Annotated in this window: 26 protein-coding genes and 1 riboswitch; of the genes, 19 read left to right on the top strand and 7 right to left on the bottom strand. The window is 69.3% G+C overall.

Annotation, left to right across the window (positions count from 1 at the left end; all coding sequences use genetic code 11):
• Positions 1–120: 120 nt before the first annotated feature.
• Complete coding sequence (gene bcp / locus AB0I66_RS31835; RefSeq protein WP_363211422.1) at positions 121–588, bottom strand: thioredoxin-dependent thiol peroxidase; 468 nt, start codon at positions 586–588, stop codon at positions 121–123.
• A gap of 169 nt (positions 589–757) precedes the next feature.
• Between bcp and AB0I66_RS31830 the strand changes: the two genes are divergently transcribed.
• The 3 genes from AB0I66_RS31830 to AB0I66_RS31820 all read left to right on the top strand — a co-directional run bounded on the left by AB0I66_RS31830 (position 758) and on the right by AB0I66_RS31820 (position 1,982).
• Complete coding sequence (locus AB0I66_RS31830) at positions 758–1,087, top strand: DUF3618 domain-containing protein (RefSeq protein WP_363211421.1); 330 nt, start codon at positions 758–760, stop codon at positions 1,085–1,087.
• 43 nt (positions 1,088–1,130) lie between these two features.
• Positions 1,131–1,487 (top strand): co-chaperone GroES, encoded by a 357-nt coding sequence (locus tag AB0I66_RS31825; protein WP_363211420.1) that lies wholly within the window; start codon positions 1,131–1,133, stop codon positions 1,485–1,487.
• 55 nt (positions 1,488–1,542) lie between these two features.
• Positions 1,543–1,613, top strand: a riboswitch (guanidine-III (ykkC-III) riboswitch).
• A 48-nt stretch (positions 1,614–1,661) separates the two neighbouring features.
• Positions 1,662–1,982: an SMR family transporter gene (locus AB0I66_RS31820; protein ID WP_160505255.1), complete on the top strand. Its 321-nt coding sequence runs from the start codon at positions 1,662–1,664 to the stop codon at positions 1,980–1,982.
• A gap of 10 nt (positions 1,983–1,992) precedes the next feature.
• On the opposite strand, the gene AB0I66_RS31815 is transcribed toward AB0I66_RS31820, so the two are convergent.
• Positions 1,993–4,539 carry a transglycosylase domain-containing protein gene (locus AB0I66_RS31815; protein WP_363211419.1) on the bottom strand — a complete coding sequence of 849 codons (2,547 nt, stop codon included), beginning with the start codon at positions 4,537–4,539 and terminating at the stop codon, positions 1,993–1,995.
• 218 nt (positions 4,540–4,757) lie between these two features.
• On the opposite strand from AB0I66_RS31815, the gene AB0I66_RS31810 reads away from it, so the two are divergent.
• The 4 genes from AB0I66_RS31810 to AB0I66_RS31795 are packed head-to-tail and all read left to right on the top strand — an operon-like array spanning position 4,758 to position 8,113.
• Positions 4,758–5,579, top strand: a complete 822-nt coding sequence (locus AB0I66_RS31810; protein WP_363211418.1) for an ABC-2 family transporter protein — start codon at positions 4,758–4,760, stop codon at positions 5,577–5,579.
• A complete protein-coding gene (locus AB0I66_RS31805) occupies positions 5,572–6,414 on the top strand; it encodes an ABC transporter permease (protein WP_363211417.1) in 843 nt (280 codons plus the stop codon). Before AB0I66_RS31810 ends, AB0I66_RS31805 begins: the two co-directional genes overlap by 8 nt.
• Before the next feature lie 6 nt (positions 6,415–6,420).
• Positions 6,421–7,386: an ABC transporter ATP-binding protein gene (locus tag AB0I66_RS31800; protein WP_363211416.1), complete on the top strand. Its 966-nt coding sequence runs from the start codon at positions 6,421–6,423 to the stop codon at positions 7,384–7,386.
• Between the two features lie 10 nt (positions 7,387–7,396).
• Positions 7,397–8,113, top strand: coding sequence for a DUF1707 domain-containing protein (locus AB0I66_RS31795; protein WP_363211415.1), 717 nt, complete (start codon positions 7,397–7,399; stop codon positions 8,111–8,113).
• Between the two features lie 38 nt (positions 8,114–8,151).
• Here the strand turns inward: AB0I66_RS31795 and AB0I66_RS31790 are convergent, their stop codons facing one another.
• Positions 8,152–9,471 carry an SGNH/GDSL hydrolase family protein gene (locus AB0I66_RS31790; RefSeq protein ID WP_363211414.1) on the bottom strand — a complete coding sequence of 440 codons (1,320 nt, stop codon included), beginning with the start codon at positions 9,469–9,471 and terminating at the stop codon, positions 8,152–8,154.
• A 316-nt stretch (positions 9,472–9,787) separates the two neighbouring features.
• Here AB0I66_RS31790 and AB0I66_RS31785 point away from each other — a divergent pair, with 316 nt between their 5' ends.
• The 4 genes from AB0I66_RS31785 (at position 9,788) to AB0I66_RS31770 (ending at position 14,352) form a co-directional block, all read left to right on the top strand.
• A complete protein-coding gene (locus tag AB0I66_RS31785; protein ID WP_363211413.1) occupies positions 9,788–11,044 on the top strand; it encodes a DUF445 domain-containing protein in 1,257 nt (418 codons plus the stop codon).
• A 194-nt stretch (positions 11,045–11,238) separates the two neighbouring features.
• Complete coding sequence (locus tag AB0I66_RS31780; protein WP_363211412.1) at positions 11,239–12,741, top strand: MFS transporter; 1,503 nt, start codon at positions 11,239–11,241, stop codon at positions 12,739–12,741.
• Positions 12,742–12,778: 37 nt separating this feature from the next.
• Positions 12,779–13,765 (top strand): helix-turn-helix domain-containing protein, encoded by a 987-nt coding sequence (locus AB0I66_RS31775; protein ID WP_363211411.1) that lies wholly within the window; start codon positions 12,779–12,781, stop codon positions 13,763–13,765.
• An 86-nt stretch (positions 13,766–13,851) separates the two neighbouring features.
• Positions 13,852–14,352, top strand: a complete 501-nt coding sequence (locus tag AB0I66_RS31770) for a hypothetical protein (RefSeq protein ID WP_363211410.1) — start codon at positions 13,852–13,854, stop codon at positions 14,350–14,352.
• Between the two features lie 186 nt (positions 14,353–14,538).
• Here the strand turns inward: AB0I66_RS31770 and AB0I66_RS31765 are convergent, their stop codons facing one another.
• A complete protein-coding gene (locus AB0I66_RS31765) occupies positions 14,539–14,841 on the bottom strand; it encodes a hypothetical protein (protein ID WP_363211409.1) in 303 nt (100 codons plus the stop codon).
• Between the two features lie 216 nt (positions 14,842–15,057).
• Between AB0I66_RS31765 and AB0I66_RS31760 the strand changes: the two genes are divergently transcribed.
• Together AB0I66_RS31760 and AB0I66_RS31755 are read left to right on the top strand one after the other, a co-directional pair.
• A complete protein-coding gene (locus AB0I66_RS31760) occupies positions 15,058–16,383 on the top strand; it encodes an FAD-dependent monooxygenase (RefSeq protein WP_363211408.1) in 1,326 nt (441 codons plus the stop codon).
• A gap of 188 nt (positions 16,384–16,571) precedes the next feature.
• Positions 16,572–16,871 (top strand): hypothetical protein, encoded by a 300-nt coding sequence (locus AB0I66_RS31755; protein ID WP_363211407.1) that lies wholly within the window; start codon positions 16,572–16,574, stop codon positions 16,869–16,871.
• A gap of 74 nt (positions 16,872–16,945) precedes the next feature.
• Here AB0I66_RS31755 and AB0I66_RS31750 read toward each other — a convergent pair whose 3' ends face one another.
• Positions 16,946–17,143 carry a DUF397 domain-containing protein gene (locus AB0I66_RS31750; protein WP_363211406.1) on the bottom strand — a complete coding sequence of 66 codons (198 nt, stop codon included), beginning with the start codon at positions 17,141–17,143 and terminating at the stop codon, positions 16,946–16,948.
• The gene (locus AB0I66_RS31745) at positions 17,143–17,988 is read right to left on the bottom strand and encodes a helix-turn-helix transcriptional regulator (RefSeq protein WP_363211567.1); all 846 of its coding nucleotides are present in this window, start codon (positions 17,986–17,988) and stop codon (positions 17,143–17,145) included. The genes AB0I66_RS31750 and AB0I66_RS31745 overlap by 1 nt, the downstream gene beginning before the upstream one ends.
• 204 nt (positions 17,989–18,192) lie before the next feature.
• Here AB0I66_RS31745 and AB0I66_RS31740 point away from each other — a divergent pair, with 204 nt between their 5' ends.
• Both AB0I66_RS31740 and AB0I66_RS31735 read left to right on the top strand, forming a co-directional pair.
• Entirely contained in the window at positions 18,193–18,849 is a 657-nt protein-coding gene (locus AB0I66_RS31740) for an ATP-binding protein (protein WP_363211405.1), read from the top strand.
• 93 nt (positions 18,850–18,942) lie between these two features.
• Positions 18,943–19,926 carry a YDG/SRA domain-containing protein gene (locus AB0I66_RS31735; RefSeq protein ID WP_363211404.1) on the top strand — a complete coding sequence of 328 codons (984 nt, stop codon included), beginning with the start codon at positions 18,943–18,945 and terminating at the stop codon, positions 19,924–19,926.
• A gap of 58 nt (positions 19,927–19,984) precedes the next feature.
• Here AB0I66_RS31735 and AB0I66_RS31730 read toward each other — a convergent pair whose 3' ends face one another.
• Positions 19,985–21,001: an SEC-C domain-containing protein gene (locus AB0I66_RS31730; RefSeq protein ID WP_363211403.1), complete on the bottom strand. Its 1,017-nt coding sequence runs from the start codon at positions 20,999–21,001 to the stop codon at positions 19,985–19,987.
• Between the two features lie 214 nt (positions 21,002–21,215).
• On the opposite strand from AB0I66_RS31730, the gene AB0I66_RS31725 reads away from it, so the two are divergent.
• The 4 genes from AB0I66_RS31725 (at position 21,216) to AB0I66_RS31710 (ending at position 24,334) form a co-directional block, all read left to right on the top strand.
• Positions 21,216–22,019 (top strand): class E sortase, encoded by an 804-nt coding sequence (locus AB0I66_RS31725; protein ID WP_363211566.1) that lies wholly within the window; start codon positions 21,216–21,218, stop codon positions 22,017–22,019.
• A gap of 104 nt (positions 22,020–22,123) precedes the next feature.
• Entirely contained in the window at positions 22,124–22,444 is a 321-nt protein-coding gene (locus AB0I66_RS31720; protein WP_363211402.1) for a DUF6412 domain-containing protein, read from the top strand.
• Positions 22,445–22,596: 152 nt separating this feature from the next.
• Complete coding sequence (locus tag AB0I66_RS31715; RefSeq protein ID WP_363211565.1) at positions 22,597–23,373, top strand: YidC/Oxa1 family membrane protein insertase; 777 nt, start codon at positions 22,597–22,599, stop codon at positions 23,371–23,373.
• A 103-nt stretch (positions 23,374–23,476) separates the two neighbouring features.
• Positions 23,477–24,334: a fumarylacetoacetate hydrolase family protein gene (locus AB0I66_RS31710; RefSeq protein WP_363211401.1), complete on the top strand. Its 858-nt coding sequence runs from the start codon at positions 23,477–23,479 to the stop codon at positions 24,332–24,334.
• The last annotated feature ends 18 nt before the right edge of the window (positions 24,335–24,352 follow it).

Here is a 24,352-nt window from a genome sequence, read left to right as displayed (position 1 = left end):
GTAGTCCTTCCGTTCTGCGAACAATCCTCCTGGCATCACTTGCTCGAACTTGGCCGACGCAAACGAACGCCCCTTTGAAGGGGGCGTTCGTCACAGTCGCTGAGGGGAAAAAGGTCCGGGTCAGATGCCGAGGTCCTTGATGATCTTGGCCACGTGTCCCGTCGCCTTGACGTTGTAGAACGCGTGCTCGACCTTGCCTGCCTCGTCGACGACGACCGTGGAGCGGATGACGCCGGTCACGGTCTTGCCGTAGAGCTTCTTCTCGCCGAAGGCGCCGTAGGCCTCCAGGGTCTCCTTGGAGGGGTCGCCGACCAGCGTGACCTTGAGGTTCTCCTGCTCGCGGAACTTGGCCAGCTTCTCGGGCTTGTCGGGGGACACGCCGATGACGTCGTAGCCGGCGGTGGCGAGGGCGTCGAGGTTGTCCGTGAAGTCGCAGGCCTGCTTGGTGCAGCCGGGGGTGAGGGCGGCCGGGTAGAAGTAGACGATGACCTTGCGGCCCTTGTGGTCGGCGAGGGAGACCTCGTTGCCGTCCGCGTCCGGCAGGGTGAAGGCCGGGGCCGTGTCGCCGGGGGTGAGTCGCTCGCTCATCTTCGGTCTCCTCGCGCAGGGTGCTCGTAACAGGATGTTCGTGAAACGTCTGGTGACGGAGTCGAGCGTAATAGGGGTGCCGTGGGGTGCTGTGCGCGTGAAGCTGACAGACTGTCGGCGAGACGTACTGAAGGATCAGACAGCCGGACACGACCACGGAGGCAGCGCGGTGTCGGACACGTCGGATATCAGGACCCCGGCGCAGATCGAGGCGGACATCAAGCGCCGTCGCGTGACGCTCGCCGAGACGCTCGACGAGATCGGGGTGCGGGTTCACCCGAAGACGATCGTGGGTGACGCGAAGGCCAAGGTCGTCGCCAGTGTGGACAACTCCCTCGGGCGGGCGTACGTCGGTGCGAACCGCGTGGTGTCCGATGTGCGGGCCCAGCTGGTGCGCGAGGACGGTGCGCCCCGGCTGGAGCGCATCGTGCCGGTGGCGCTGGTGGTCGTGGGTCTGGTGGGGATGCTCGCGGTGAGCACGCGGCGCCGCAAGGGCTGACCCGGCATCGTCCGTGCGGGCCGTCGGCAGGTAGGTTCGGGGCGTGAGCGCCAAGAGCCGGGGACACAGCCCCCACGACGACAAGCTGCCCATCCGGATGCTGCACGACCGTGTGCTCGTGCGGCAGGACACCGCCGAGGGTGAGCGCAGGTCCGGCGGCGGCATTCTGATTCCCGCGACCGCAGCCGTCGGCAGGCGTCTCGCCTGGGCGGAGGTCGTCGCCGTGGGGCAGAACGTGCGGGCGGTGGAGCCGGGTGACCGGGTGCTGTACGACCCGGAGGACCGGGCCGAGGTGGAGGTGCGGGGTGTGGCGTACGTGCTGATGCGTGAGCGCGATCTGCATGCCGTGGCCGCCGACCGGTTCGAGGGCTCCGAGGACTCGACGGGGCTTTATCTGTAGCGGTCCGCGATTGCGTGTGTAAGGGGCTGGTGACCATGGTCACCAGCCCCTTACGCGTGTCCTTTGCTACCTTGGAAGGACCCCGACGAGACGCGCCGTACCGGGTTTCCGCAAAGACGACGCACCCCCATTCAAGTGACGCGATCTCGCGTCTCACGTGTCGGAGGTGCCGTCGTGGCCTGGGTTCTGTTGATCGTCGCCGGTCTGCTCGAAGTGGGCTGGTCGATCGGGATGAAGTTCACCGAGGGGTTCACCCGGCTGTGGCCGAGCGTGTTCACCGGCCTCGGGATCGTCGCGAGCATGATGCTGCTCTCGCATGCCGCCAAGACGCTGCCGATCGGTACGGCGTACGGCGTGTGGGTCGGCATCGGTGCTGCCGGTGCGGCGGTGGTCGGGATGATGGTGCTCGGTGAGCCGGCCACCGCCGCGCGGATCTTCTTCGTGGTGCTGCTGCTGGTCGCCGTGGTGGGCCTGAAGGCCACCTCGGGTCACTAGTACTCGGGCCCTAGTAGTCGTAGTACGCCTGGTTGCCCTCGCCCTTCCTTCTGGCCGCCGTTCCTTCGGTGAGGCCGCCGCCCAGGGCTCCTTCGTCGACGCCTGTTCCGCCGTCCGCGGTGGAGCCGTCGGTCTGGCCGCCCTGGGTGGCGCCTCCGTCGGCGGTGGCGCCGCCGTCGGCCGTCGAGCCGTCGGTGGTGCCGCCGTCCGTCGGACCGCCCTGTGTCTGCCCCTGGTCCTGGCCTTGCGTCTGCCCCTGGTCCTGGCCCTCGGTCTGACCTTGGTCCTGGCCCTGCGTCTGGCCCTGATCCTGACCCTCCGTCTGGCCCTGGTCCTGGCCCTGCGTGGTGTCGTCACCGCCCGTGACGGCCCCGCCGGTGGCCGGGTCCTCCTCGGTGTCCGTGGGGTCCGGGACGGGCGGCACGTCGGCGCCGTCCTCCAGCTCCAGCTCGAAGTCCTGCACGGGCTCGCCCTCCAGGGCGTCCCTGGTGAACTGCGCCCAGATCTGCGCGGGGTAGCCGCCGCCGTTGATGCGGGCCTCGCCGAGCGCCCCGTACAGCGGGGTGTGCGCGCCGGTGTCGGGGTTCTGGCCCATCACGGAGACGACGGTGGCGAGTTCGGGGGTGTAGCCCGCGAACCAGGCCGCCTTGTCCTCCTCGGCGGTGCCGGTCTTGCCGGCGGCGGGGCGGCCCGCGGCCTGGGCCGCCGTGCCGGTGCCGCCGTCGACGACGCTCTGCAGGATCGAGGTGGTGGTGTCGGCGGCCTCGCGGCTGACGGCCTGCGCGGTCTTCGGCTCCGGGAGTTCGACCTCCTGGCCGCCCTTGGTGACCTTCTCGACCATCGTGTACGTGGGGTGCTTGCCGTGGTTGGCGAGCGTCGCGTACGCCTCCGTCATGTCCAGGACGGAGGCCGTGGACGGGCCGAGCGCGATGGAGGGGGACGCGGTCAGGTCGGGGGTGCTCCCGGGGACGCCGAGGGCGACGGCGGTGTCCTTGACCTTGTCCGAGCCGACGTCGACGGCCATCTGCGCGTACACGGAGTTGACGGACTTGTCGGTGGCGGTCCTGACGGTGATGTCGCCGTAGTCGACGTCGTCCTCGTTCTCGGGGGCGTACGCCCCGCCGTCCCAGCCCTGCACGGGGCGCTTGTTGGTGCCGTCGTAGATCGTGTTGGGGGTGATGAGCTGGCCGTCCTGGGTGACGGAGCCGTTCTCCACGGCCGAGGTGAAGACGAACGGCTTGAAGGTGGAGCCCACTTGGTAGTCGCGGCGGGTGGCGTTGTTGACGTACTGCTTGGTGTAGTCGATGCCGCCGTACATCGCGACGACCTTGCCGGTCTTGGGGTCGATCGAGGCGCCGCCCGCGCGTACGTTGCGGTCGACCTTGCGGGCGTCCTTGTCGATCTTGGACATCACCTGCTCGTCGACGGCTTCCTTGAAGGCGTCCTGGCGGTCCTTCTGGAGGGTGGTGGTGATGCGGTAGCCGCCCTTGGCCAGGGTGTCCTCGTCGACGATGTCGTTGGACGTCAGGTAGTCCTCGACGGCCTGCACGAGGTAGCCGCGCTGGCCGGAGAGGCCGGACGCGCCCTTGGCCTCCTTCGGCGCGGGGAACTTGGCCTTCGCCCGTTCGGCGGGGCTGAGCCAGCCCTCCTTGACCATGCCGTCCAGGACGTAGTTCCAGCGGCCCTCGGCGCGCTTCTTGTTCTCCGGGTGGGTCGCCACGTCGTAGGCGTTGGGGGAGTTGAGGAGCGTCGCGAGGTAGGCGCCCTGCGCGGTGTCGAGGTCCTTGACGTCCTCGCCGAAGTACGCCTGGGCCGCGGCCTGCACGCCGTACGCGTTGCGTCCGAAGTAGCTGGTGTTCAGATACCCGGCAAGGATGTCGTCCTTGCTCACCTCGCGGTCCAGCTTGATGGAGATGAAGAACTCCTTGGCCTTGCGGGTGACCGTCTGTTCCTGGCCGAGGTAGTAGTTCTTCACGAACTGCTGGGTGATCGTCGATCCGGACTGCTTTCCCTTGCCGGTGACGGTGTTGTAGGCGGCGCGGATCATCGCCTTGGGGTCGACCGCCGACTCGCTGTAGAAGTCGCGGTCCTCGGCGGCGAGCGCGGCGTGCTGGACTTCCTTGGGGATCTGGCTCAGCGGGACGTTCTCGCGGTTGACCTCGCCGTCGCGGGCCAGTTGGCTGCCGTCGGCGTAGAGGTAGACGTTGCTCTGGGCGGTGGCCGCCGCGTTGGCGGGCGGGATCTCGACGATCATGTAGCCGGCGACGAAGCCGCCGACGCAGAGCAGGATCAGCAGGATGAAGCCGCCGAGCACCATGCGCCAGGTGGGGAAGATCCGCCGCCAGCCCTTGCGCTTGGGGCGCTTCTTCTTGCCCTTCTTGCCGGTGCCTTCGGCGTCCGCGGCCTCCGGGGAGTCGGACGCCGTGCCGGACGCCGGGTCGGCCGGGGTGGCTGCCGGGGTGTCGGACGCCGTGTCTGCCGGGGTGTCCACGGGTTCGCGGGGCGCCCATCCCTCGGGTTTTCCGGCGCCCTGCTGCTGCGGCTCGTCGCTGCTCATGTCTCGTGGAACTCCCGGTTCGCGTCGTACGTCACGTACGCCTCGTACGACCCATTGCACACTGTCACTTCACGCGTTCCCCGCCAGGCACGCGCCGCGCGGGGAAAATGCCTGGCACGAGCGATGACGTCCGCACTAGGCTCCGTCCCTTTGGCCCAGGCCGGGGCAGGGCTTCGGTCAAGGCTCTCGCAAATTCGTCAAGGCTCTCGTTAAAGGGGATGCGTGTGCGTACAGGACGGTTCCGCTTGTACGCGGCCGTCGCCCGGGGAGGCTTCAGACGGTACGCGACCTACCGGACGGCGACCCTGGCGGGAGTGTTCACCAACACCGTCTTCGGGCTGATCCTCGCGTACACCTACATCGCCCTGTGGGACGAGCGGCCGGGGCTCGGCGGATACGACCAGTCGCAGGCGTTGACGTTCGTGTGGCTGGGGCAGGCGCTGCTCACGGTGATGGCGCTGATGGGCGGCGGTTTCGAGGGCGAGCTGATCGAGCGCATCCGTACCGGGGACATCGCCGTCGACCTGTACCGCCCCGCCGACCTGCAGCTCTGGTGGCTGGCGACCGACCTGGGCCGCGCCCTGTTCCAGCTGCTCGGGCGCGGTGTCGTGCCGATGGTGGTCGGCGCCCTCATCTTCGACCTGGCCCTGCCCACCGAACCGCTGCGCTGGCTGGCCTTCGTGCTCGCCGTGGTCCTCGGCGCCCTGGTCAGCTTCGCGATCCGTTTCCTGGTGGCGCTCTCCGCGTTCTGGCTGATGGACGGCGCGGGCACCACCCAGGTGGCGATGCTCGCGGGCACCTTCTTCTCCGGGATGCTGCTCCCGCTGAACGTCTTCCCGGGCGCGCTCGGCGAGTTCGCCCGCGCGCTGCCCTGGTCGGCGCTGCTCCAGGTGCCCGCCGACGTGTTCCTCGGCAAGCACACGGGCGTGGACCTGGTGCGGACGTACGTCTTCCAGATCGGCTGGGCCGCGGCGCTGCTCACGGCCGGGCGGCTGCTTCAGGCCGTGGCCACGCGTCGGGTGGTGGTCCAGGGTGGCTGAACTGACGCGCGTGCGGGGAGGCCTTGCGCAGGTGCGGGACGGGCTGCGGGCCTATCGGCTGATCTCCGCCATGTGGATCCGCTCCCTGATGGCCTACCGGCTGTCCTTCGTGATGACCGCGTTCGGCAACTTCGCGGTGACCGCCTTCGACTTCGCGGCGATCCTGCTGATGTTCTCCCAGGTGTACCGCCTCGGCGGCTACTCACTGTCCGAGATCGCCTTCCTGTACGGCGCCACGTGCACCTCGTTCGGGCTCGCCGACCTCTCCCTCGGGTCCATGGACCGGCTCGGGAAGCGGGTGCGTGACGGCACGCTCGACACGCTCCTGGTGCGGCCCGCCCCGGTGATCGCGCAGGTCGCCGCCGACCGCTTCGGGCTGCACCGCGTCGGCCGCCTGCTGCAGGGCGCGCTCGTCCTCGTGTACGCCCTCGTGGTCCTGGACATCGCCTGGACCCCGGTGAAGGTGTTGATGGTCCCGCTGATGCTGTTCTGCGGCGCGGGCATCTTCGCGGCCGTGTTCGTGGGCGGCGCGGCCTTCCAGTTCGTGGCGCAGGACGCGGCCGAGGTGCAGAACGCCTTCACGTACGGAGGGACCACGCTGCTCCAGTTCCCGCCGACCGTCTTCGCCAAGGACCTGGTGCGGGGCGTCACCTTCATTCTGCCGCTGGCCTTCGTGAACTGGATTCCCGCGCTGTACGTCCTGGGGCGCCCCTATCCGCTGGACCTGCCGACGTGGGTGGCGTTCACGCCGCCGCTCGTGGCCGCCCTCCTTCTCGCGCTCGCGGGCCTCGCCTGGCGCACGGGCCTTCGTTCGTACCGCAGCACAGGGAGCTGAACCGCCGTGGAGAAAGACCTCATTGAGCTGGACCGCGTCGAGAAGGTCTTCGACGTACGCAAGAAGACCGGCTTCATGCGGCGCGAGAAGCACGAGGTGCGTGCCGTCGACGGCATCAGCTTCACCGTGCCGCGCGGCGAGATGGTCGGCTACATCGGCCCGAACGGCGCCGGGAAGTCGACGACGATCAAGATGCTGACGGGCATCCTGACGCCCAGTGGAGGCCGGCTGCGGGTCGCGGGGATCGATCCCTCCCGTGAGCGCACCCGCCTCGCGCGGCGCATCGGGGTGGTCTTCGGGCAGCGCACCACGCTGTGGTGGGACCTGCCGCTGATCGACTCGTACCGACTGATGCACCGCATGTACCGGATTCCGGACGCCCGCTTCAAGGAGAACCTGGAGCGCTGCGTCGAACTCCTCGAACTGGGCGCCCTGCTGGACGTCCCCGTACGTCAGCTCTCGCTGGGCCAGCGGATGCGCGGCGACATCGCGGCGGCGCTCCTGCACGATCCTGAGGTGCTCTACCTGGACGAGCCGACGATCGGCCTCGACGTGATCAGCAAGGCCAAGGTCCGCGGCTTCCTGCGGGACCTGAACGCAGAGGCGGGTACGACGGTCCTGCTCACCACGCACGACCTCACCGACATCGAGCAGCTCTGCAAGCGGGTGATGGTCATCGACCACGGGCGTCTGATGTACGACGGGCCGCTGGCGGGGCTGCACGAGGTGGGCGAGAGCGAGCGGACCCTGGTCGTGGACCTGGAGCGCGAACTGCCGCCCATCGAGGTGGAGTCGGCGCGGGTGGTGAAGGTGGAGGGCCCGCGGCAGTGGCTGGCCTTCCCCGCCGCGGAGTCGGCAGCTCCACTTGTCGCCCGGGTCGCGGCCCGCTATCCGATGGTCGACCTCTCGGTCAGGGAACCAGACATTGAGGCGGTCATCGCCAAGATGTACGCGGAGAAGGCGACCTCGTAGGCTGCTTCACATGACCGACGAGCAGCCTCATCTCCCGGATCTCCGGGCCGCCGACGCCGACCGTGAACGTGTCGCCGAACGACTCCGTGACGCCGTGGCCGAGGGCCGCCTGGACATGGAGGAGTTCGAGGAGCGCCTGGACGCGACGTACAAGGCGCGTACGTACGGTGAGTTGGAGCCGATCACACGGGATCTGCCGACGGTGGGCACCAAGGTCTCCATGGTGAAGCCGAGCGCCCCCGGGGAGGGGGAGATCGACTGGCCGTCCCGCATCGGCGGTGAGGCCACCTCCGCGGGAGGCTTCGCGTTCTGGAGCGGGTTCATGCGCAAGGGCACCTGGACCGTGGGCTCGCGGTTCACCGCGTTCGCGCTGATGGGCGGCGGCGAGATCGACCTGCGCGAGGCGCGGTTCGCGGACCGCGACGTCGAGATCCGCTGCTTCACGATCATGGGCGGCCTGCAGGTCACCGTGCCGCCCGAACTGGACGTCCGGGTCAAGGGCTTCGGGATCATGGGCGGCTTCGAGGACAAGGCCACCGGCGAGGGCACGCCCGGCTCCCCGCGCGTGACGGTCACGGGCTTCGCCCTGATGGGCGGGGTCGGCGTGGACCGCAAGCTGCCGCGGGCGGAGCGCCTGCGGATCAAGGAGGAGCGCCGCCGCGAGAAGCTGGAGCGGCGCGAGGAACGGCGCGAGTTGCACATGCGCAGACGCGAGGAGCGGGACTGAGTCGTGAGTCTGGGTCCCGGGGCTGAGCCCCGGGACGACTACAGCTCGGCGGCCGCGGAGCCCCGCAGGTGCGTCAGGTTGAACGTCTCGGCCATCTTGCGGTAGCCCAGGTCGCTCGGGTGCAGGTGGTCGCCCGAGTCGTACGCGCCGCGCAGCTTGCGGGGGTCGTACGGGTCGCGCAGGGCCTTGTCGAAGTCGACGAACTCGTCGAAGACCTTGCCGTCGCGGATCTGCTCGTTCACCGCCTGGCGCACGTTCTCCAGCGCCGGCTCGTACCCCCGGTGGCCGCCGAACGGCATCAGGGTCGCGCCGACGACCCGCAGGCCTCGTGTGTGTGCCTGGCGCGTCAGTTCGCGCAGGCCCTCCACGATGCGGTCGGGGTCGTTCTGGTGCGGGTTGCGCAGGATGTCGTTCACGCCGAGCGCGACGACGACGGCCTTGACGCCCGTCCGGTCCAGCACGTCGCGGTTGAAGCGCGAGAGGCCACTCGGGTTGTCGGCGGGTGTGCCGTTGCCGTCCGAGAGGACGCGGTTGCCGCTGATCCCCTCGTTCACGACGCCGTAGCGCGGGGCGCCGGACTCGGCGCGCAGGCGGTCGGCCAGGTTGTCGGTCCAGCGGGCGTTGGCGCCCATCGTGGAGGAGATGCCGTCGGTGAGCGAGTCACCGAAGACGACGACGGTGCCGTCCGACTCGTTGCTCAGGACGTCCACCGCCGAGAGGTAGCGCCAGGAGGTGCTCTGCTGGGTGTACGCGGTGCCGTTCTGGTCCTCGGTGCGGTCGCCCTCGGCGACGTAGCTGACCTGGCGGGCGTGCGGGTGGAAGGTGACCGGGCCCGAAGGGGTCGGCGAGTACGTCGAGACCAGGAGGTCGCCGTCGTGCGGCACGCGCAGCCGGACCGCGTCGCTCATGACCTGCTGGCCCGCGGGGATCACCACGGAGGTGTTGCCGTTGAAGGCCAGGCGGCGCAGGGTGCCCGGGGCGGCCGCCGGGTTGTTCGACCCCACGGCGACGGCGATGGAGGCGTGGGTGATGCTCAGCGGCTGCTGTCCGTACAGGTTCGACAGGGTGATGCGGGTGCCGTCGCCGCCGACGCTGGTGTGCACGACATTGCGGATGGACTTGCCCGCGAAGCCGTTGCGGTGCGTGTTTGGTTCGGCCGCGGCGGGGGATGCGGCCCAAGAGCCGACCCAGGTGCCGGCGGAAGCGGGCGCGGCAGAGTTGCGCGGGCCTCGGGGCCCCGCGCTGATGGTGTCCTGAGATCCGTCGTCGGTGGACACACCGAGGTATATGGCGGCGGAAATCACCACTATTACCGCGAGGACCGCGGCAAGCAGGGCATAACCGTGACGCTTGGTCATGCGGGCTGTGTCTCCTCGAGCAGGGGGAGCCTGATCGAGGCTCCGATGTGATCACCCCATGATGCGTCATGGGCCGCGAGGCGGCCGACACTGCCCCCCTCCGTCCAAATAGACGCCGGGAACTTGTGGTCCGTTCCAGGAGTCGGTCAGGAAGGGACGCAGAGCGGCAGGGACAATACGTATGAGGACGCCGCGAACCACGCGAACGGGTCAGGTGGAGTGAGTGGAACGTACGAATCGTTCAATTCTGGAGGATGCGTCCGAAGGGGGTGCTTCCGGGCAGCATTCCGCCACAGGTGGCGGTGGTGGCGGTTTCATGTACAGCCCCGCCGACGAGGAGAAGCGGCGCGGCGTCCGCCGGATGAAGATCACCGCGACGGGCCTCCTCGTCTTCGTCGCCCTGGTCTACGTCCTCGCCAAGTGGGCCCAGAACTCCGGAGCCGGCGCCTGGGCGGGCTATGTCGCCGCGGCGGCCGAGGCCGGCATGGTCGGCGCGCTCGCCGACTGGTTCGCCGTGACGGCGCTCTTCCGCCACCCGCTGGGCCTGCCCATCCCGCACACGGCGATCATCCCGAACAAGAAGGACCAACTGGGCGCCTCCCTCGGCGACTTCGTGGGCGAGAATTTCCTCTCCTCCGACGTCGTGCGCGGCCGGCTGCGCGCGGTGGGCATCGGCAGCCGCCTCGGCACCTGGCTCGCGGACCCCGATCACGCCGACCGGGTGACCGCCGAACTGGCCACGGCCCTGCGCGGCGCCCTGACGGTCCTGCGTGACTCCGACGTCCAGGCGGTCGTGGGCGAGGCCATCACGCGCCGCGCCGACGCCCAGGAGATCGCCCCCGGCATCGGCAAGATGCTGGAGAAGGTCGTCGCGGACGGCGGCCACAAGCGGGTCGTCGACCTGGTCTGCGCCCGCGCCCACGACTGGCTGGTCATGCACGACGAGTCGGTCATGGACGCCGTGCAGGGCGGCGCCCCCGGCTGGACCCCGCGGTTCGTCGACAAGAAGGTCGGCGAGCGGGTGTACAAGGAGCTCCTGCGCTTCCTCGCCGAGATGCGGGACATGCCCGAGCACCCCGCGCGCGGAGCCGTCGACCGCTTTCTCGCGGACTTCGCCGCCGACCTGCAGTCCGACTCGGACACCCGTGAACGCGTGGAGCGCCTCAAGCGCGAGGTCCTCGGCCGCGGCGAGGTGCAGGACCTGATCGCCTCCGCCTGGTCGGCCGTGCGCGGAATGATCGTGGCCGCTGCCGAGGACGAGCGCAGCGAGCTGCGCCTGCGGGTGCGGGCCGCGCTGCTCTCGCTCGGCTCGCGGATGGCGACGGACGGCCGGCTGCAGCAGAAGGTCGACGGCTGGGTCGAGGGCGCCGCGGTGTACGTGGTGACGACGTACCGCGACGAGATCACTTCCCTGATCACCGACACGGTCGCGGGCTGGGACGCCGAGCACACGTCGAAGAAGATCGAGGCCCACATCGGCCGCGACCTCCAGTTCATCCGGATCAACGGCACGGTGGTGGGCGCGCTGGCGGGGCTCGCGATCTATTCGGTGTCGCGGCTGCTGGGGGCGTAGAGGGCGGTCCACGGGGTCTACGGGCCGAGGGGGCCTTCCGGGGGTCTCAGCGCGCGTGAGGGCGCCATTGCCGGGCACTCTGGAGGAGCTCTCCCGATGGCGGGAGAGCCGTCGCCCGAGCCGTGAGCCGCGATCCGCCGGTCGCGGGGAGCCGGAGCCCGGCGACGTGGGAGCAGCGGAAGGAGCCGCCCGCCATGACCGCGTCGTCCACGCCCGCCTCGCCGCCGCCCCCCGACCCCAAGCGCACCGACGGCGAGACCGGCACCGTCACCACGGCCGTACCCGCCCGCCTGGACCGGCTGCCCTGGTCCCGCTGGCACTGGATGATCGTGATCGGCCTCGGCACGGTCTGGATCCTCGACGGCCTGGAAGTCACCACCGTCGGCAACATCGCGAGCCGCCTCTCCGAGGAGGGCAGCGGCCTCGCGATCAGCTCCGCCCAGGTCACCGGCACCGCGGCGGCCCTGTACGTGGCCGGAGCCTGCGCCGGGGCCCTCTTCTTCGGCCGCCTCACCGACAAGTACGGCCGGAAAAAGCTCTTCATGGTCACCCTCGCGGTGTACCTCGGCGCCACCGCCCTCACCGCGCTCTCCTTCGACGCCTGGTGGTTCTTCCTCTTCCGCTTCCTCACCGGCTTCGGCATCGGAGGCGAGTACGCGGCCATCAACTCGGCGATCGACGAACTCATCCCGTCCAAGTACCGCGGGCGCGTGGACCTGATCATCAACGGCAGCTACTGGCTGGGCGCGATCGGCGGTTCGCTGCTCTCGGTCGTCATGCTGAACACCAGCATCTTCCCCAAGGATCTCGGCTGGCGGCTCACCTTCGCCCTCGGCGTCGTACTCGGCCTGGTGATCCTCCTCGTACGCCGTCACGTCCCGGAGAGCCCGCGCTGGCAGTTCATCCACGGCCGCGGCGAGGAGGCGGACACCCTCGTCACGTCGGTGGAGCGGGAGATCGAGGAGGAGAAGGGCGAACGCCTGCCGCCGCCAGAGCGCGAGATCACCATCCACCAGCGCAAGAGCATCGGCTTCGGCCTCATCGCCAAGACCGTCTTCCGCGACTATCCCAAGCGCGCCGTGCTCGGTCTGTCCCTCTTCATCGGCCAGGCGTTCCTCTACAACGCGATCACCTTCGGCTTCGGCGCGATCCTCACCAAGTTCTTCGACGTCCCCTCGGGCAACACGGGTTACTACTTCGCCGTCATCGCCGCGGGCAACTTCCTGGGCCCGCTCTTCCTCGGCAAGCTCTTCGACACGGTCGGCCGCCGCATCATGATCTCGTCGACGTACATCGTGTCGGGCATCCTGCTCTTCGGCACGGCGTGGCTCTTCGACCGCGGTTCGCTCAGCGCGGCGACGCTCACGGCCTGCTGGTGCGTGGTCCTGTTCTTCGCGTCGGCGGGCGCGAGCAGCGCCTACCTGACGGTCTCCGAGATCTTCCCCATGGAGACCCGTGCCATGGCCATCGCCTTCTTCTACGCCATCGGCACGGCGGCCGGCGGCATCAGCGGCCCGCTGATCTTCGCCAAGCTGACCGAGTCGGGCGTCGTCGGCGACACGGTCCTCGCCTTCCAGATCGGCGCGGGCCTGATGTGTGCGGCGGGTCTGGTGGCGGCGGTGTTCGCGGTGAAGGCGGAACGACGCTCCTTGGAGGACATCGCGAGCCCGCTGTCGGAGGCGAAGGCCTCTGGGTGAGGCGGCCTCCGGGTGAGGCGGGTGGCAAGATCCGGGGATGAGCGGAGAGGGAGTTGTGGGCGGCCACCGGGTGGCGGTCCTCGTCAGGGACGGCGTGCTGCCCATGGAACTGGGCCTGGTCCACCAGTTGTTCGGCAACGCGCGCTCGGCACAGGGCGCGCGCCTCTACGAACTGACGACCTGCGCCCTGACCCCCGGCCTCATCCGCACGGACGCCGACTTCCCCGTCCACGCCGAGCACGGCCCCGAGGCGGTGGCCGCCGCCGACACCGTGATCGTCCCGGCCTCGCACGAGGAGGACGAGTCGCTGCGGCCGGGTGAACTGTCGCCGGCCCTGGCGGGGGCGTTGGAGTCCGCCTCCGGCGCCCGTATCGCCTCCATCTGCACCGGCGCCTTCGTCCTCGCGGCGGCGGGCCTCCTGGACGGCCGCAGGGCGACGACGCACTGGCTGTCGGCGGACCTCTTCGCCCGCACGTTCCCCGCCGTGACGGTGGACCCGGACGTCCTGTACGTCGACGAGGGCCAGGTCCTCACCTCCGCGGGCGAGGCCGCGGGCATCGACCTCTGCCTGCACATGATCCGCCGCGACCACGGCGCGGCGGTGGCGGCGGAGGTGGCCCGCCGCACCGTCGTACCCCCGCACCGCGAGGGCGGACAGGCCCAGTACATCCGCCGCCCGGTGGCGGAGCCGCGCCGCCTGACGTCGACGGGCCGGGCCAGGGAGTGGGCGCAGGAGCGGCTGGGAGAGCCCCTGACGCTGGCGGAGATGGCCGAGCAGGAATCCATGAGCGTCCGCACCTTCAGCCGCCGCTTCCGCGAGGAGACGGGCCTGACACCGATGCAGTGGCTGACGCAGCGCCGCGTGGACCGGGCGCGCGAACTCCTGGAGGAGACGGACCGCACGGTCGACCGCATCGCGACGGAGGCGGGCTTCGGCACGGGCGCGTCGCTGAGGCAGCACTTTCAGGCGGGGGTCGGGGTGTCGCCGGGGGCTTATCGGGTGACGTTCAGGGGGCGGGGGTAGAGGGGGCGGGCTGGTCTGAGTACGCGTACTCGGTCTGAGTACGCATACTCTGTCGCGGCTCCGGGGAGGTCGGCAGGCTCGTACGCATGACGGCAAAGTCGATGTACATGAGCCCGCGCATGGGTACGAAGATGAGCCCGCGCCGCGGACCGAGCTTCATGAAGCCGGGGAACTTGCTGACGTCCCTGCCCGGGAGCCCGCCGCTGCGGCGCTGGGTGACGCGCTTGCTGGGCGCGGGCCTCGCGGTGGCGGCGTACCTGCTGTGCCTGCCCTGGGATTTGCGCAACCGCCCCGAGACGCCCGGTGCGATCGACGAGACGTCACCGGTGACGGGGCTGGGGATAGCCGCCCTGACCCTCTCGATGCTGGCCCTGGCGGCCTACTTCGGCTTCCGGGACCGCCTCGCGTGGGCGCTGCTCCTCGTGGCGGGACCGCCGGCGACGCTGATGTACGTCTCCTTCGACAGCCACCCGGAGCCGGACGCGGCGGTGTGGCCGCTGGCGTGGGGGTTCTTCGTGCTGGTGATGGGGGCGGGGGTGCTCGCGGTGGCGGGCTTCGCGCGCTTGTTCAGGGACAGCGAGAGGTGAGCCGCGGTGTGCGGTCCGGTCGGGGGTCGGTCAGTTGCCCCGGTCAGTTGTGCCGGTCGGCGAGCACCCACGACGCGAGTCCGACCCCGCCCACCCACGACGCGAGTCCGACCCCGCCCACCCACGACGTGAGTCCGACCCCGCCCGCGACGCCCGGTGGCGGTCTTGCCCCCGGCCGGTGGGGGGTTACTTGCGCCGGTCGGCGAGCACCCAGGAGGTGAGTCCGACCCCGCCCGCGACGCTGAAGACGGCGGGCCAGGCCCCGACCTTTTTGGCGAGGGGATGCGACGCGGCGAAGGCGGCGACGTACGTGGCACTGAGCGCGGCGGCGGTCTTGCCCCCGGCCGTGGCACGCCACTGCTGAGCGGCGGCGGCACCCGCGGCGGCGAGGACGAGGCCGCCGAGGGGCCGCTTCTTGGTCCAGCGGGCGACGGCGTACCCACCGACGAGCCCGCTCGCGGCCACGACAGCTGCCGGTACCTTTGCCACGCTTGCCTCGCCCGTCATGCCTGCCTCGCTTCCCGGCCTGCAGTGAATGCTTCCGGCCGATACGTCCTCTATGGGCTCTCGGCCCGAGGCTCCCGAGGCTAACGCGCCGGGAAAGCCTTGCGGCGAGGGGGTCTGGGCCGCGTAGGTTGGTGAGGGTGTGCGCTGCGCCTCCGCGGCGCGCTCGAAGGCGCTGCCGACGAGGGACCGATAGTAGAGATGACCGCGCGAACCACGCCCACCACCACTGACCGCCACATCCGAACAGCCCTGGTCATCGGGGGTGGTGTCGCGGGCCCGGTGGCGGCGATGGCGCTGCGCAAGGCGGGCATCGAGGCAACGGTGTACGAGGCGAGGGCGGGCGAGGCGAGGGCGGGCGAGGCGCGGGCGGGCGAGGCGCACGCCACGTATGGCAACAGGTCCAGTGGCCGTGGCGGCGGCATGACGATCGCCCCGAACGGCATGCAGGCGCTGGAGGCGATCGACGCGGCGGAGACGGTGACCGCGATCGGCACCCCGGTGACCTCGCTCGGCCTGCGCAGCTGGACGGGCAGGCACCTGGCCCAACTGACCCCGCCCACGGACCTCCCGACAACCCGCTTTGTCTGGCGCACGGAGCTGGGCGAGGCGCTGTGGGCGGAGGCCTCGCGCCGAGGTGTTCCGCTCCAGCGGGGCAAGCGCCTGCTGGACGCGACCGACACGGGCGCGGGGGTGACGGCGCGTTTCTCGGACGGCTCGCTGGCGAAGGCGGACATCCTGATCGGCGCGGACGGCTTGCGCTCGACGGTGCGCGCGCTCATCGACCCGACGACGCCGAAGCCGCACTACGCGGGAGTGCTGACGTTCACAGCACGCGTAAGTGCCACCCAACTCCCCTCCACGGATGGGGTGTTGTACATGTGCTACGGCAAGAAGGCCTACTTCGGCTACCAGATCTTCGACGACGGTTCGGCGGCCTGGTTCGTGAACCTGCCGCACCGCGAGCCGATGACGTCGGCGGAGGCGCAGATGGTGGGCGCGGGGGAGTGGCTGAAGCGTCTGGGGGAGGCGTTCGCGGACGACCGCACTCCGGCACCGGACCTGGTCCGGGACACGGCCCCCGAGGACCTGCTGATCACGGGCCCCACAGAAACGATGCCTCCGGTGACGTCCTGGAGCAGGGGCCGCATGATCCTGATCGGCGACGCGGCGCACGCGACGCCGGCGACATCGGGCCAGGGGGTATCACTGGCAACGGAGAGCGCGGTCGAACTGGCCCGCTTCCTAAGGGATTTGCCCCCGGGCAAGGCCTTCAAGGCGTACGAGTCCCTGCGCCGCCCCAGGGTGGACCGCATCCTCAAACACACGACGGCCACGACAACGGCCACCTCGGCAGCGGCCCGCACGGCCACACCAAAGCCGGCGGGGCCCTTGAGCCGCGCGCTGCGGGACGCGGTCCTGCCGGTGGCGACGAAGGTGGGCGGGGGCGGGGGAGCGGTGTGGGGTGCGTGGCAGTTCGAGCACAGGATCGACTGGGACGAACGGGTGGGTCAGGCGGGCGGTTAGGCGGGCGGTTAGGCGGGCGCAGGCCCATGGGCCCGCCGCTGTGCGAGTGAATTGAGGCGGACCACGTCTGCGCGATCAGTAAATAGGGCAAACCTGAACACACTGAGCAAAGCTGAGCAATGCCGAGCAAGGCTGAGCACGTTGAACTCAGTGAACACACCCCGTGATCGCGTACCGAAAGGGACCCCATGCGTATCCGTACCGCCCTGGCTGTCACCGCCCTCACCGCCGCCGCCGTGTTGGGCGCCAGCGGCACCGCCCTGGCCGACGACGACCACGAGGGCATGCGGGCCGGCTTCGCCTACGAGAACCTCGGCGGCCCCGCCGGCATCACCGAGGCCGCCGGCCACTTCGACAGCGACCACGACGGTGACGGCATGAGCGGCGCCTTCGCCTACGAAAACCTGGGCGGCCCGGCGGGCATCACCGGCGCAGCGGGCCACTTCGAGGGCAACCACGACTCCGACGGCAACCACGACGAGGACTGACCCACGGCCGACTCACGCCACGCTTCAGGAGGGCCCGCGAGAGTGGGCCCTCCTGCGTGCGGGGACAACGGTTCTCAGGTCAGTCGGCCATCACGGAGGGCGTGGACGAAGAGGGCCCATGCGGGTTGGCGTACGGCGAAGTAGGTGTGTTCGGGGCCCTTTGAGTCACGTACGCAGGTGGCGCCGGATGAGAATGCGGCCTCCACACACTCGGTCCCACTTCCTCCGCTGTAGGAGGACTTGAACCAGTCGAGCTGCTGCTCGTGATCCATCAGAGTTCCCTCAGTGTTCGACGAATGGTCTCTGTGGATGCTGTCAGATCCAAGGCCTGAGCGCGGAGGTAATCGAACGCCAATGTGTAGCGCTCAAGCTCTGGCTGCTTCTCCATGAAGAGTCCGCCGCCCAGGATGTCCACGTAAACCACGTCCAACTCTTGGGCAGGGCCCCGCAGTACGACGAAGCTGCCGACGGCGGCCGCGTGCGCACCAGCTTCGAACGGCAGTATCTGCAGCGTCACATGGGGCGAGGTCGCCAGATCCAGCAACCGCTGCAACTGCTCGCGCATCACTTCCTTGCCGCCGACGCAGCGACGGATGACAGCCTCGTCCACGATGGCCCAGATGTGAGGGGGCTCGTCGCGCGTCAGGAGCTCTTGCCGCTTCATGCGAATGTCCACCATGTGCTGCACCTCCCTCTCCTCGCAGCGCATCTCGGAGGCGCGGTGTACGGCTTCGGCGTATGCGCGGGTCTGGAGTAGACCGGGGACGTACATGCAGGCGTAGTGGTCCTCTCGAACCACTTCGTCCTCAAGGGTGAGCATCAGGTTCATGGACTCGGGGACGGGATCGGCCAGAGAGCGCCACCATCCCTGAATCTTGGCGCCTTTGGCGAGCTCGACCAGAGCTCCACGTTCGTCGTCGGTCGTGCCGTACTCCCGACACAGGGCGTCGACCGCGGGCCACTTGACGGTCCCCTCCTTGGTCTCGTAGCGGCTGAGGGTCGCCTTGGAAATTCCTACCCGCGCGCCTGCTTCTTCGAGGGTCAGCCCCTTGAGCTCACGTAGGCGGCGTAGGTCGGCCCCGAGTTGGCGGCGGCGGGTGGTCGGTCCAACAGGCATGGTCTGGCCCTTCGTGTTGATCGCAACGAGCGTGCCCGCGCGGCGAGACCTGGGCAAGGTTGCGTGCGCCGGGGGCGTGCGTGTCCGCTCCGTGCTTCCCGAAATCTTGAATGAGAGTTCCATTTTGGAAGTTCCACTGCAACTCTGTGTGATGAGGCGAGCGCATGCCGCGACGCTCGTGCCGGTAGAGGGAGCTGAACGCTCATGGGTGGACACGTCCGTGAAGTGCCGCGCATTGCCTGGGAGTTGTCTTTCCTCGCAGAACCCGAAGAAGTGGCAGCCCTGCGCCGCATCGTTCGGCTGCACCTTGTCCGTTGGGGGCTGCCTCATGTGATCGATGCGGCACAACTGTGCGTGAGCGAACTCGTCACGAACGTCATCGACCACGTGGGGGCCGGAACGCCGTCGGTTCTCGGCCTCTCGATGCGTGGGACGTGTGTACGCATCGAAGTTCGGGACCCGGACGCCCGAGTGCTGCCCACGCTCGTCGCGGCGGAGACGGACGCGGAAGTCGGCCGCGGCGTGGCCCTCGTGAACGAGGTAGCCGAACGGTGGGGGGTTCTCCCGGCGGCGGACTCGAAGGTTACGTGGTGCGAGTTGGCTACGGGGGTTAGTGCGTCGAACGGGCCGGTGTGTAGTGCTCAGGTTGGCCGGGCCGAGGCTGTGATCGAGGGCTATCTGCAGACAACCGGCACGTGGCTTGCGGGAAGTTCCCATCTCGGTACTGCCGCGGCGGAAACGTTGGTGATCGACGTGATGGCTGACCTGCTGTATTGGCTCCGTGCGCACGGTCGCGAAACGGACGATGCCTGGGATCGGGTGCAGTCGCGACTCGAAGCGCTGCCGGACGGCCAGTGGTGAGGTTCGGTCAGATTGATCACGCCGTAGTGAAGAATCAGTCAACTTCCTACGTGGCTGCATCCGAGGCGATCGCTCGCGTTCCACGATGGCTGAGTGGAAAGTGAACGAGGTATAGGTCATATAGCCGGCGTCGCTCCCGGTGCCGTCTTCCATCGCCGTGCGGATGTCTTGCGCGCGAAACTGCACGGTGATCAGCAGCGGGGGATCTCCATGCTGAGAGACCCGGACGGCAGTAGGGTCGCGGACGCCATCGTCTTGAATGGTGGTTACGAAGACGATGAGGACCACTGGACTTGGGTGCGCTACACGGGGGCTTCGCCGGACAAGGACCGCGACGCGCAGACGAAGCGGCTCTTGCGGAGCCAATCGTGGTCGTATGCCGACAACGCGGCTCTCAATCTGAGCTACGAGCGCAAGCATCCCGTTCGGATCATCCGCGGCTATAAAGGAGACGCGCGGTACTCCTTGCGTGATCAGTACAGGTACGACGGCCTGTATGAGATCGCGACGGTGCGTACGGCTACGTCCAAGTCACCTGCGCCGGATGGTTCCGCTATCCAAATTTGTCAGTTCGACTTGCAACGTCTCCCCGATTCGCAGCAACAAGTGACTCCGGTTGAGAAACGCATCGCCGAACTCTTGGAACAAGGGGAACTGGACGGCGACGATGCTGAAAAGATCCCCGAGACTCGTACCACGCAAGTGCAGCGACTGGTGCGTGATGCTGCAGCGGCGCGACGTATAAAGGATCTCTACGACGGGCGGTGTCAGGCTTGCGACGTTCGCCTGGTGGGCCCGGACGAGAAGCCCTACAGCGAGGGTGCGCACATAAAGCCGCTCGGCAGTCCGCATGGAGGTCCGGACGTCGAGCGCAACATCCTCTGCCTCTGTCCTAACTGCCATGTACGCCTTGACCTCGGCAGCATCCTCATCGAGGACGACTGGACGATCGTTGTGCGCAGCGGTGGGGAAGGCGCGAGCGTGCTACCGAAATTGACGTTGAAGAAGGGGCACCAGGTGCACCTCGACTACGTTCGCTACCACCGCGCGTGGTGGCGTAATGGGAGTTTGTCGTAGCTGACCCACACCCCGTCGGGGGGCGCCGGGGCCGATTCCTGGCACCCCCCCGGAATAGCTAGGAAGTCCCACCCCCGTGGCACTCCCCATAACCCCGCCCTGACCCGCACCAGCAAGCCGCCCCCGCCTCCGGCGGCCACCCCACCGCACGGCCCCGTGCCGCCAGCGTCGTTGCGTACTGGGGGAGTAGGGACGCGTCCGTCGGGGCTGTGCCCTCTGAGGCTGCGAAGGCTTCGTAGGACGGGACTGTGCCCGTCACGATGCCCAGGTTTGGGGTGCCGGAGGCTGAGAGTTCCCTCAGTGACTCCTCTATCGTTGCCAAGTGGGCCTCGTGGGACGGGTATTCCGATTCCAGAGCCGGGTACGCCGTCAGGAGTTCCGTTAGTTCCGGCTCCGGCCAGTGCAGGACCGCTACCGGGAACGGGCGGGACAGCGCCTCCCTGTATGAGCCCAGTTCCGCCTGGATACGGGAGATCTCCGCTCGCAGTTCCGCCGGGTTGTCCGAGCCCAGGGACCAGATGCGCTTCGGGTCGTGCAGTTCGTCCAGGGGGACGGGGGAGGAGGAGACCTCGTCCGCCAAGGCGTCCCACGCGTCGTGCTCCGCGCCCAGCAGGCGGCGCACCCTGTGGCGGCCGAACAGCAGCGGGCGTTGGTCGTAGGACGGGGTCTGCGCGCTGCCGAGCAGGAGTTCCAGTGCCTGCGTGAACGTCTCCTGCGCCTGCGTCAGTTCGTCGTGGGCCTCCAGCGACTCCGCCACGATCACCCAGGGGGCCGGGTCGCGGGGCGTCGCCGCCCGGACACCGTCGATGATCGCCCTTGCCTCCGCCTCGTGTCCGTACTCCCAGAGGTTCGAGGCCTTCAGGGCGCGGATGAGGGTCGGGGCCGACGCGGGGTGCGGGGCGTCCGGGGCCAGCAGGCGGTCGTAGAGCGTGGTCGCGCGGTCGCGTTCGCCCGCCAGTTCCAGGTGGGCCGCGGCCTGGAGCAGCAGGTGCTCGGTGTCCTCGGGGTACAAGCCGGCGGTCCGCTCCAGGCGCTCGGCTTCGGCGATGTGGTCGGCAGGCGTGTCGGGGCGCATACGGGACACCGTACTGCCGAGTGGGGGCGTTGCAGGAGGGTTGCCGTGCAGATCAGGGCGGAGAGGGGTGAGCGAGGCTGCCGTGCTTTTGTGGGGCCGTGGATTCGTCGGCATGGCTAGTTGTCGGCCTTGGGCTTAACCTGCCGCCCTCATAGCGGGAGGTGCCCTCGTGCGGGAGCGGGAGCGGGTGCGGGTGCGGACGGTCCCTGTTGTTGTGCAGGGGCGTCGGGGACGGGGGCCGCGGGGGCGTGCGGCTCGGCTCTTGTGGGGTGGTGCCGAGGTTGCCGTCACCTGCGGGCTCGTGTTGCTGCTTCTCGTCGCCCATCAGCTCTGGTGGACCAATCGGCAGGCCCGCGAAGGCGCCGACCGCCAGGTTCAGGCCCTTGAGCGCGAGTGGGAGAGGCGTGGAGGGAGCCCGGCCAGTTCGGGGGATTCGGGGAGTCCGTCTTCCGCGGGTGACGCCGTTGACTCTGGTGCCGATGCTCCCGGCGCGGCTGCCGCCCCTCAGAACCCGGCCCGCCCCGGCGCCTCGTCCTCCCGGCCCCAACCCACCCCCACCCCCGACTGGGACCAGGCCTACGCCGTCCTCCGCATCCCCCGCATCGGGATACGCGTGCCCGTCGCGGAGGGGATCAGCAAGGGCGGCGTACTCAACAAGGGGTACGTCGGGCATTACCCGCGCACCGCCCAGCCCGGTCAGGGCGGGAACTTCGCGCTTGCCGGGCACCGTAATACCCACGGTGAGCCCTTCCGGCGCATCAATCGGCTGCGGGGCGGGGACGAGCTCGTCGTCGAGACCGAGCGGGCCGTCTACACGTACGTCGTCGACAAGAGGCTCGGCCAGACCTCCGCCCGGGACAGCGGGGTCATCCGCCCGGTGCCACGCAGCGACGTCCAGGCCGGGCACGGGTACAGCGCTCCCGGTTACTACATCACCCTCACCACCTGCACCCCCGAGTACACCTCCAAGTACCGGCTCATCGTGTGGGGGAAGCTGCAGTCCATGCGGCCCCGCTGAGTACCCGCCGCCCCTCCCTCGGGGGAAACACATCCTGTATAACGGGCAGTACGCGAACGAGCAGTACGCGATACGTCGTAACGGAGAGGAGGGCGAGCGGAGTCGTGCGGGACATCTTCCGTGGCTGGAAAGCCGCCCTTCGGCCCACCGGGCTTCTCCTCTTCCTCCTCGTCGAGGTCGTCCTCCTCGACGCGAGCAGCCTCACCGCAGCTGTCGCGCTCGCCGCGACCGCCGCCGCGGGCTCCGCGCTCGCCCTCTGCTCCCTGATCGCCGCGCGTTGCGCGCTCCCCGTGCCCCGCACCCGGGTGCGTACCGCCATCCGCGACCGCGAGAAGCGCACGGCCTTCCTGCCGCAGCGCGATCCTGACGCCTCCGGGCGCAGGCGGCCCCGAGCACCGGGTCGTCTCGTCATGACGGCCGCGTAGGGGACACCGCAAAAAAGCACCGGGATTCCCGCCCGTAGCCCCTTCGTGGGTCGTCACGCCGAAAGAGCACCAGCTCAGCAGCTCATCTCTCTTTCCTCGGCACGACGAGACCCTCGGAGGGCTTCTCCATGTCCGGCTTCTTCTCCGGCTTCATGTCCACTTTCGCTGATCTGGTCGGCTCCCTCGCCGACCTTCTCGAACCGCTCTTCCACGCCTCCGCGACGGCCGCCGCCATCGTGCTCTTCACCGCGTGCGTACGACTTCTCGTGCACCCCTTGTCGCGGGCCTCGGCCCGTGGCCAGAAGGCTCGCGCCAAGCTTTCGCCGCAGATCGCCGCGCTGCGCAAGAAGCACGCCAAGAACCCGGAGAAACTGCAGAAGGCGGTACTCGAGCTGCACGCGGCGGAGAAGGTCTCGCCGCTCTCCGGGTGCCTGCCCAGCCTGTTCCAGCTTCCGGCGTTCTTCCTGCTCTACCACCTGTTCTCCAGCTCGAGCATCGGCGGCGAAGCCAACGCGCTGCTCCAGCACAAGCTCTTCGAGGCGCCCCTCGGCGGGCGGTGGGCCGACGCGCTCGCCGACGGCGGGGTCTTCGGGGCGCAGGGGCTCGTCTACCTCGGCCTCTTCGCGATCGTGGCCGCCGTCGCGACCTTCAATTTCCGGCGTACGAAGGCGCAGATGGCCGCGTCCGCGGAGAGCGGCACGGGGGATGCGGGGAGTGCGGGGCAGCAGATGCCCGGCATGGGCGCGATGAGTGCGATGACCAAGGTCATGCCCTTCATGTCGTTCATGACCCTCTTCACCGTCGCCTTCGTGCCGCTCGCCGCCGCGCTGTACGTGGTCACCAGCACCACCTGGAGCGCGGTCGAGCGCGCCGTGCTCTACCGGGACATGCCGTACGGCGCCGGAGCGCTGGCTGCTACCGCCGGGTAACGGTCCGGTCCGTGAACAGGGTCTTGCGGGATGGACGGTGACCTTGGAGGATCTTCCAATCCTCCGATGTGAGTGGGCGCGCTCGACCAAAGGGAGATTGACCATGAAGCTGCTGCGAGTCGGTACGGCGGGGGCCGAGCGCCCGGCGGTGCTCGACGCCGAGGGCGCGCTGCGGGACCTGTCGGGGACCGTCACGGACATCGACGGGGCGCTGCTCGCCGACGCGGCCGCCCTCGGCCGGGTCCGGTCCGCCGCGGAGTCGGGCGAGCTGCCCGTGCTCGACGCGGAGGGGCTGCGGGTCGGGCCGCCGGTGGGCCGCATCGGCAAGGTGGTGTGCATCGGGCTGAACTACCACGACCACGCGGCCGAGACCGGGGCCACGCCGCCCACCGAACCCGTCATCTTCTTCAAGGCCGCGGACACGGTGGTCGGACCGGACGACACCGTGCTCGTACCCCGCAAGTCGGTCAAGACCGACTGGGAGGTCGAGCTCGCGATCGTCATCGGGCGCACCGCGCGCTACCTGGAGTCTGACGAGGAGGCGCTCGCGCACGTCGCCGGGTACGCGGTGTCGCACGACGTGTCGGAGCGCGAGTTCCAGATCGAGCGCGGCGGCACGTGGGACAAGGGGAAGAACTGCGAGACGTTCAACCCGCTGGGTCCGTGGCTCGTGACGAAGGACGAGGTGCCGGACCCGCAGGCGCTGTCCCTGAAGCTCTGGGTCAACGGCGAACTGAAGCAGGACGGGACCACTGCCCAGCAGATCTTCCCGGTGGCCGAAGTGGTGCGCTACGTCAGCCAGTTCATGACCTTGTACCCGGGTGATGTCATCAACACCGGTACGCCGGCGGGCGTGGCCATGGGGCAGCCGGAGCCGAAGCCGTATCTGCGGGCCGGCGATGTGGTGGAGCTGGAGATCGAGGGTCTGGGCAGGCAGCGGCAGGAACTGAAGCAGGCGTAGCCCTTCGGGGCGGGGCGG

The sequence above is a fragment of the Streptomyces sp. NPDC050439 genome, from assembly GCF_040655335.1.
Lineage (GTDB): Bacteria > Actinomycetota > Actinomycetes > Streptomycetales > Streptomycetaceae > Streptomyces.
The sequence above is the reverse complement of the archived record's forward strand: the minus strand, read 5'-3'. Positions and strand labels throughout refer to the sequence as shown.

Bases quoted from the DNA above. Each gene is read 5' to 3' on its own strand.
- AB0I66_RS31745 (WP_363211567.1), bottom strand. From the start codon at position 17,988: ATGCCTGTTGGACCGACCACCCGCCGCCGCCAACTCGGGGCCGACCTA.
- AB0I66_RS31770 (WP_363211410.1), top strand. From the start codon at position 13,852: ATGACGGCAAAGTCGATGTACATGAGCCCGCGCATGGGTACGAAGATG.
- AB0I66_RS31755 (WP_363211407.1), top strand. From the start codon at position 16,572: ATGCGTATCCGTACCGCCCTGGCTGTCACCGCCCTCACCGCCGCCGCC.
- AB0I66_RS31775 (WP_363211411.1), top strand. From the start codon at position 12,779: ATGAGCGGAGAGGGAGTTGTGGGCGGCCACCGGGTGGCGGTCCTCGTC.
- AB0I66_RS31760 (WP_363211408.1), top strand. From the start codon at position 15,058: ATGACCGCGCGAACCACGCCCACCACCACTGACCGCCACATCCGAACA.
- AB0I66_RS31810 (WP_363211418.1), top strand. From the start codon at position 4,758: ATGCGTGTGCGTACAGGACGGTTCCGCTTGTACGCGGCCGTCGCCCGG.
- AB0I66_RS31715 (WP_363211565.1), top strand. From the start codon at position 22,597: ATGTCCACTTTCGCTGATCTGGTCGGCTCCCTCGCCGACCTTCTCGAA.
- AB0I66_RS31785 (WP_363211413.1), top strand. From the start codon at position 9,788: ATGTACAGCCCCGCCGACGAGGAGAAGCGGCGCGGCGTCCGCCGGATG.
- AB0I66_RS31740 (WP_363211405.1), top strand. From the start codon at position 18,193: ATGGGTGGACACGTCCGTGAAGTGCCGCGCATTGCCTGGGAGTTGTCT.
- AB0I66_RS31780 (WP_363211412.1), top strand. From the start codon at position 11,239: ATGACCGCGTCGTCCACGCCCGCCTCGCCGCCGCCCCCCGACCCCAAG.
- AB0I66_RS31710 (WP_363211401.1), top strand. From the start codon at position 23,477: ATGAAGCTGCTGCGAGTCGGTACGGCGGGGGCCGAGCGCCCGGCGGTG.
- AB0I66_RS31730 (WP_363211403.1), bottom strand. From the start codon at position 21,001: ATGCGCCCCGACACGCCTGCCGACCACATCGCCGAAGCCGAGCGCCTG.
- bcp (WP_363211422.1), bottom strand. From the start codon at position 588: ATGAGCGAGCGACTCACCCCCGGCGACACGGCCCCGGCCTTCACCCTG.
- AB0I66_RS31750 (WP_363211406.1), bottom strand. From the start codon at position 17,143: ATGGATCACGAGCAGCAGCTCGACTGGTTCAAGTCCTCCTACAGCGGA.
- AB0I66_RS31815 (WP_363211419.1), bottom strand. From the start codon at position 4,539: ATGAGCAGCGACGAGCCGCAGCAGCAGGGCGCCGGAAAACCCGAGGGA.
- AB0I66_RS31795 (WP_363211415.1), top strand. From the start codon at position 7,397: ATGACCGACGAGCAGCCTCATCTCCCGGATCTCCGGGCCGCCGACGCC.
- AB0I66_RS31790 (WP_363211414.1), bottom strand. From the start codon at position 9,471: ATGACCAAGCGTCACGGTTATGCCCTGCTTGCCGCGGTCCTCGCGGTA.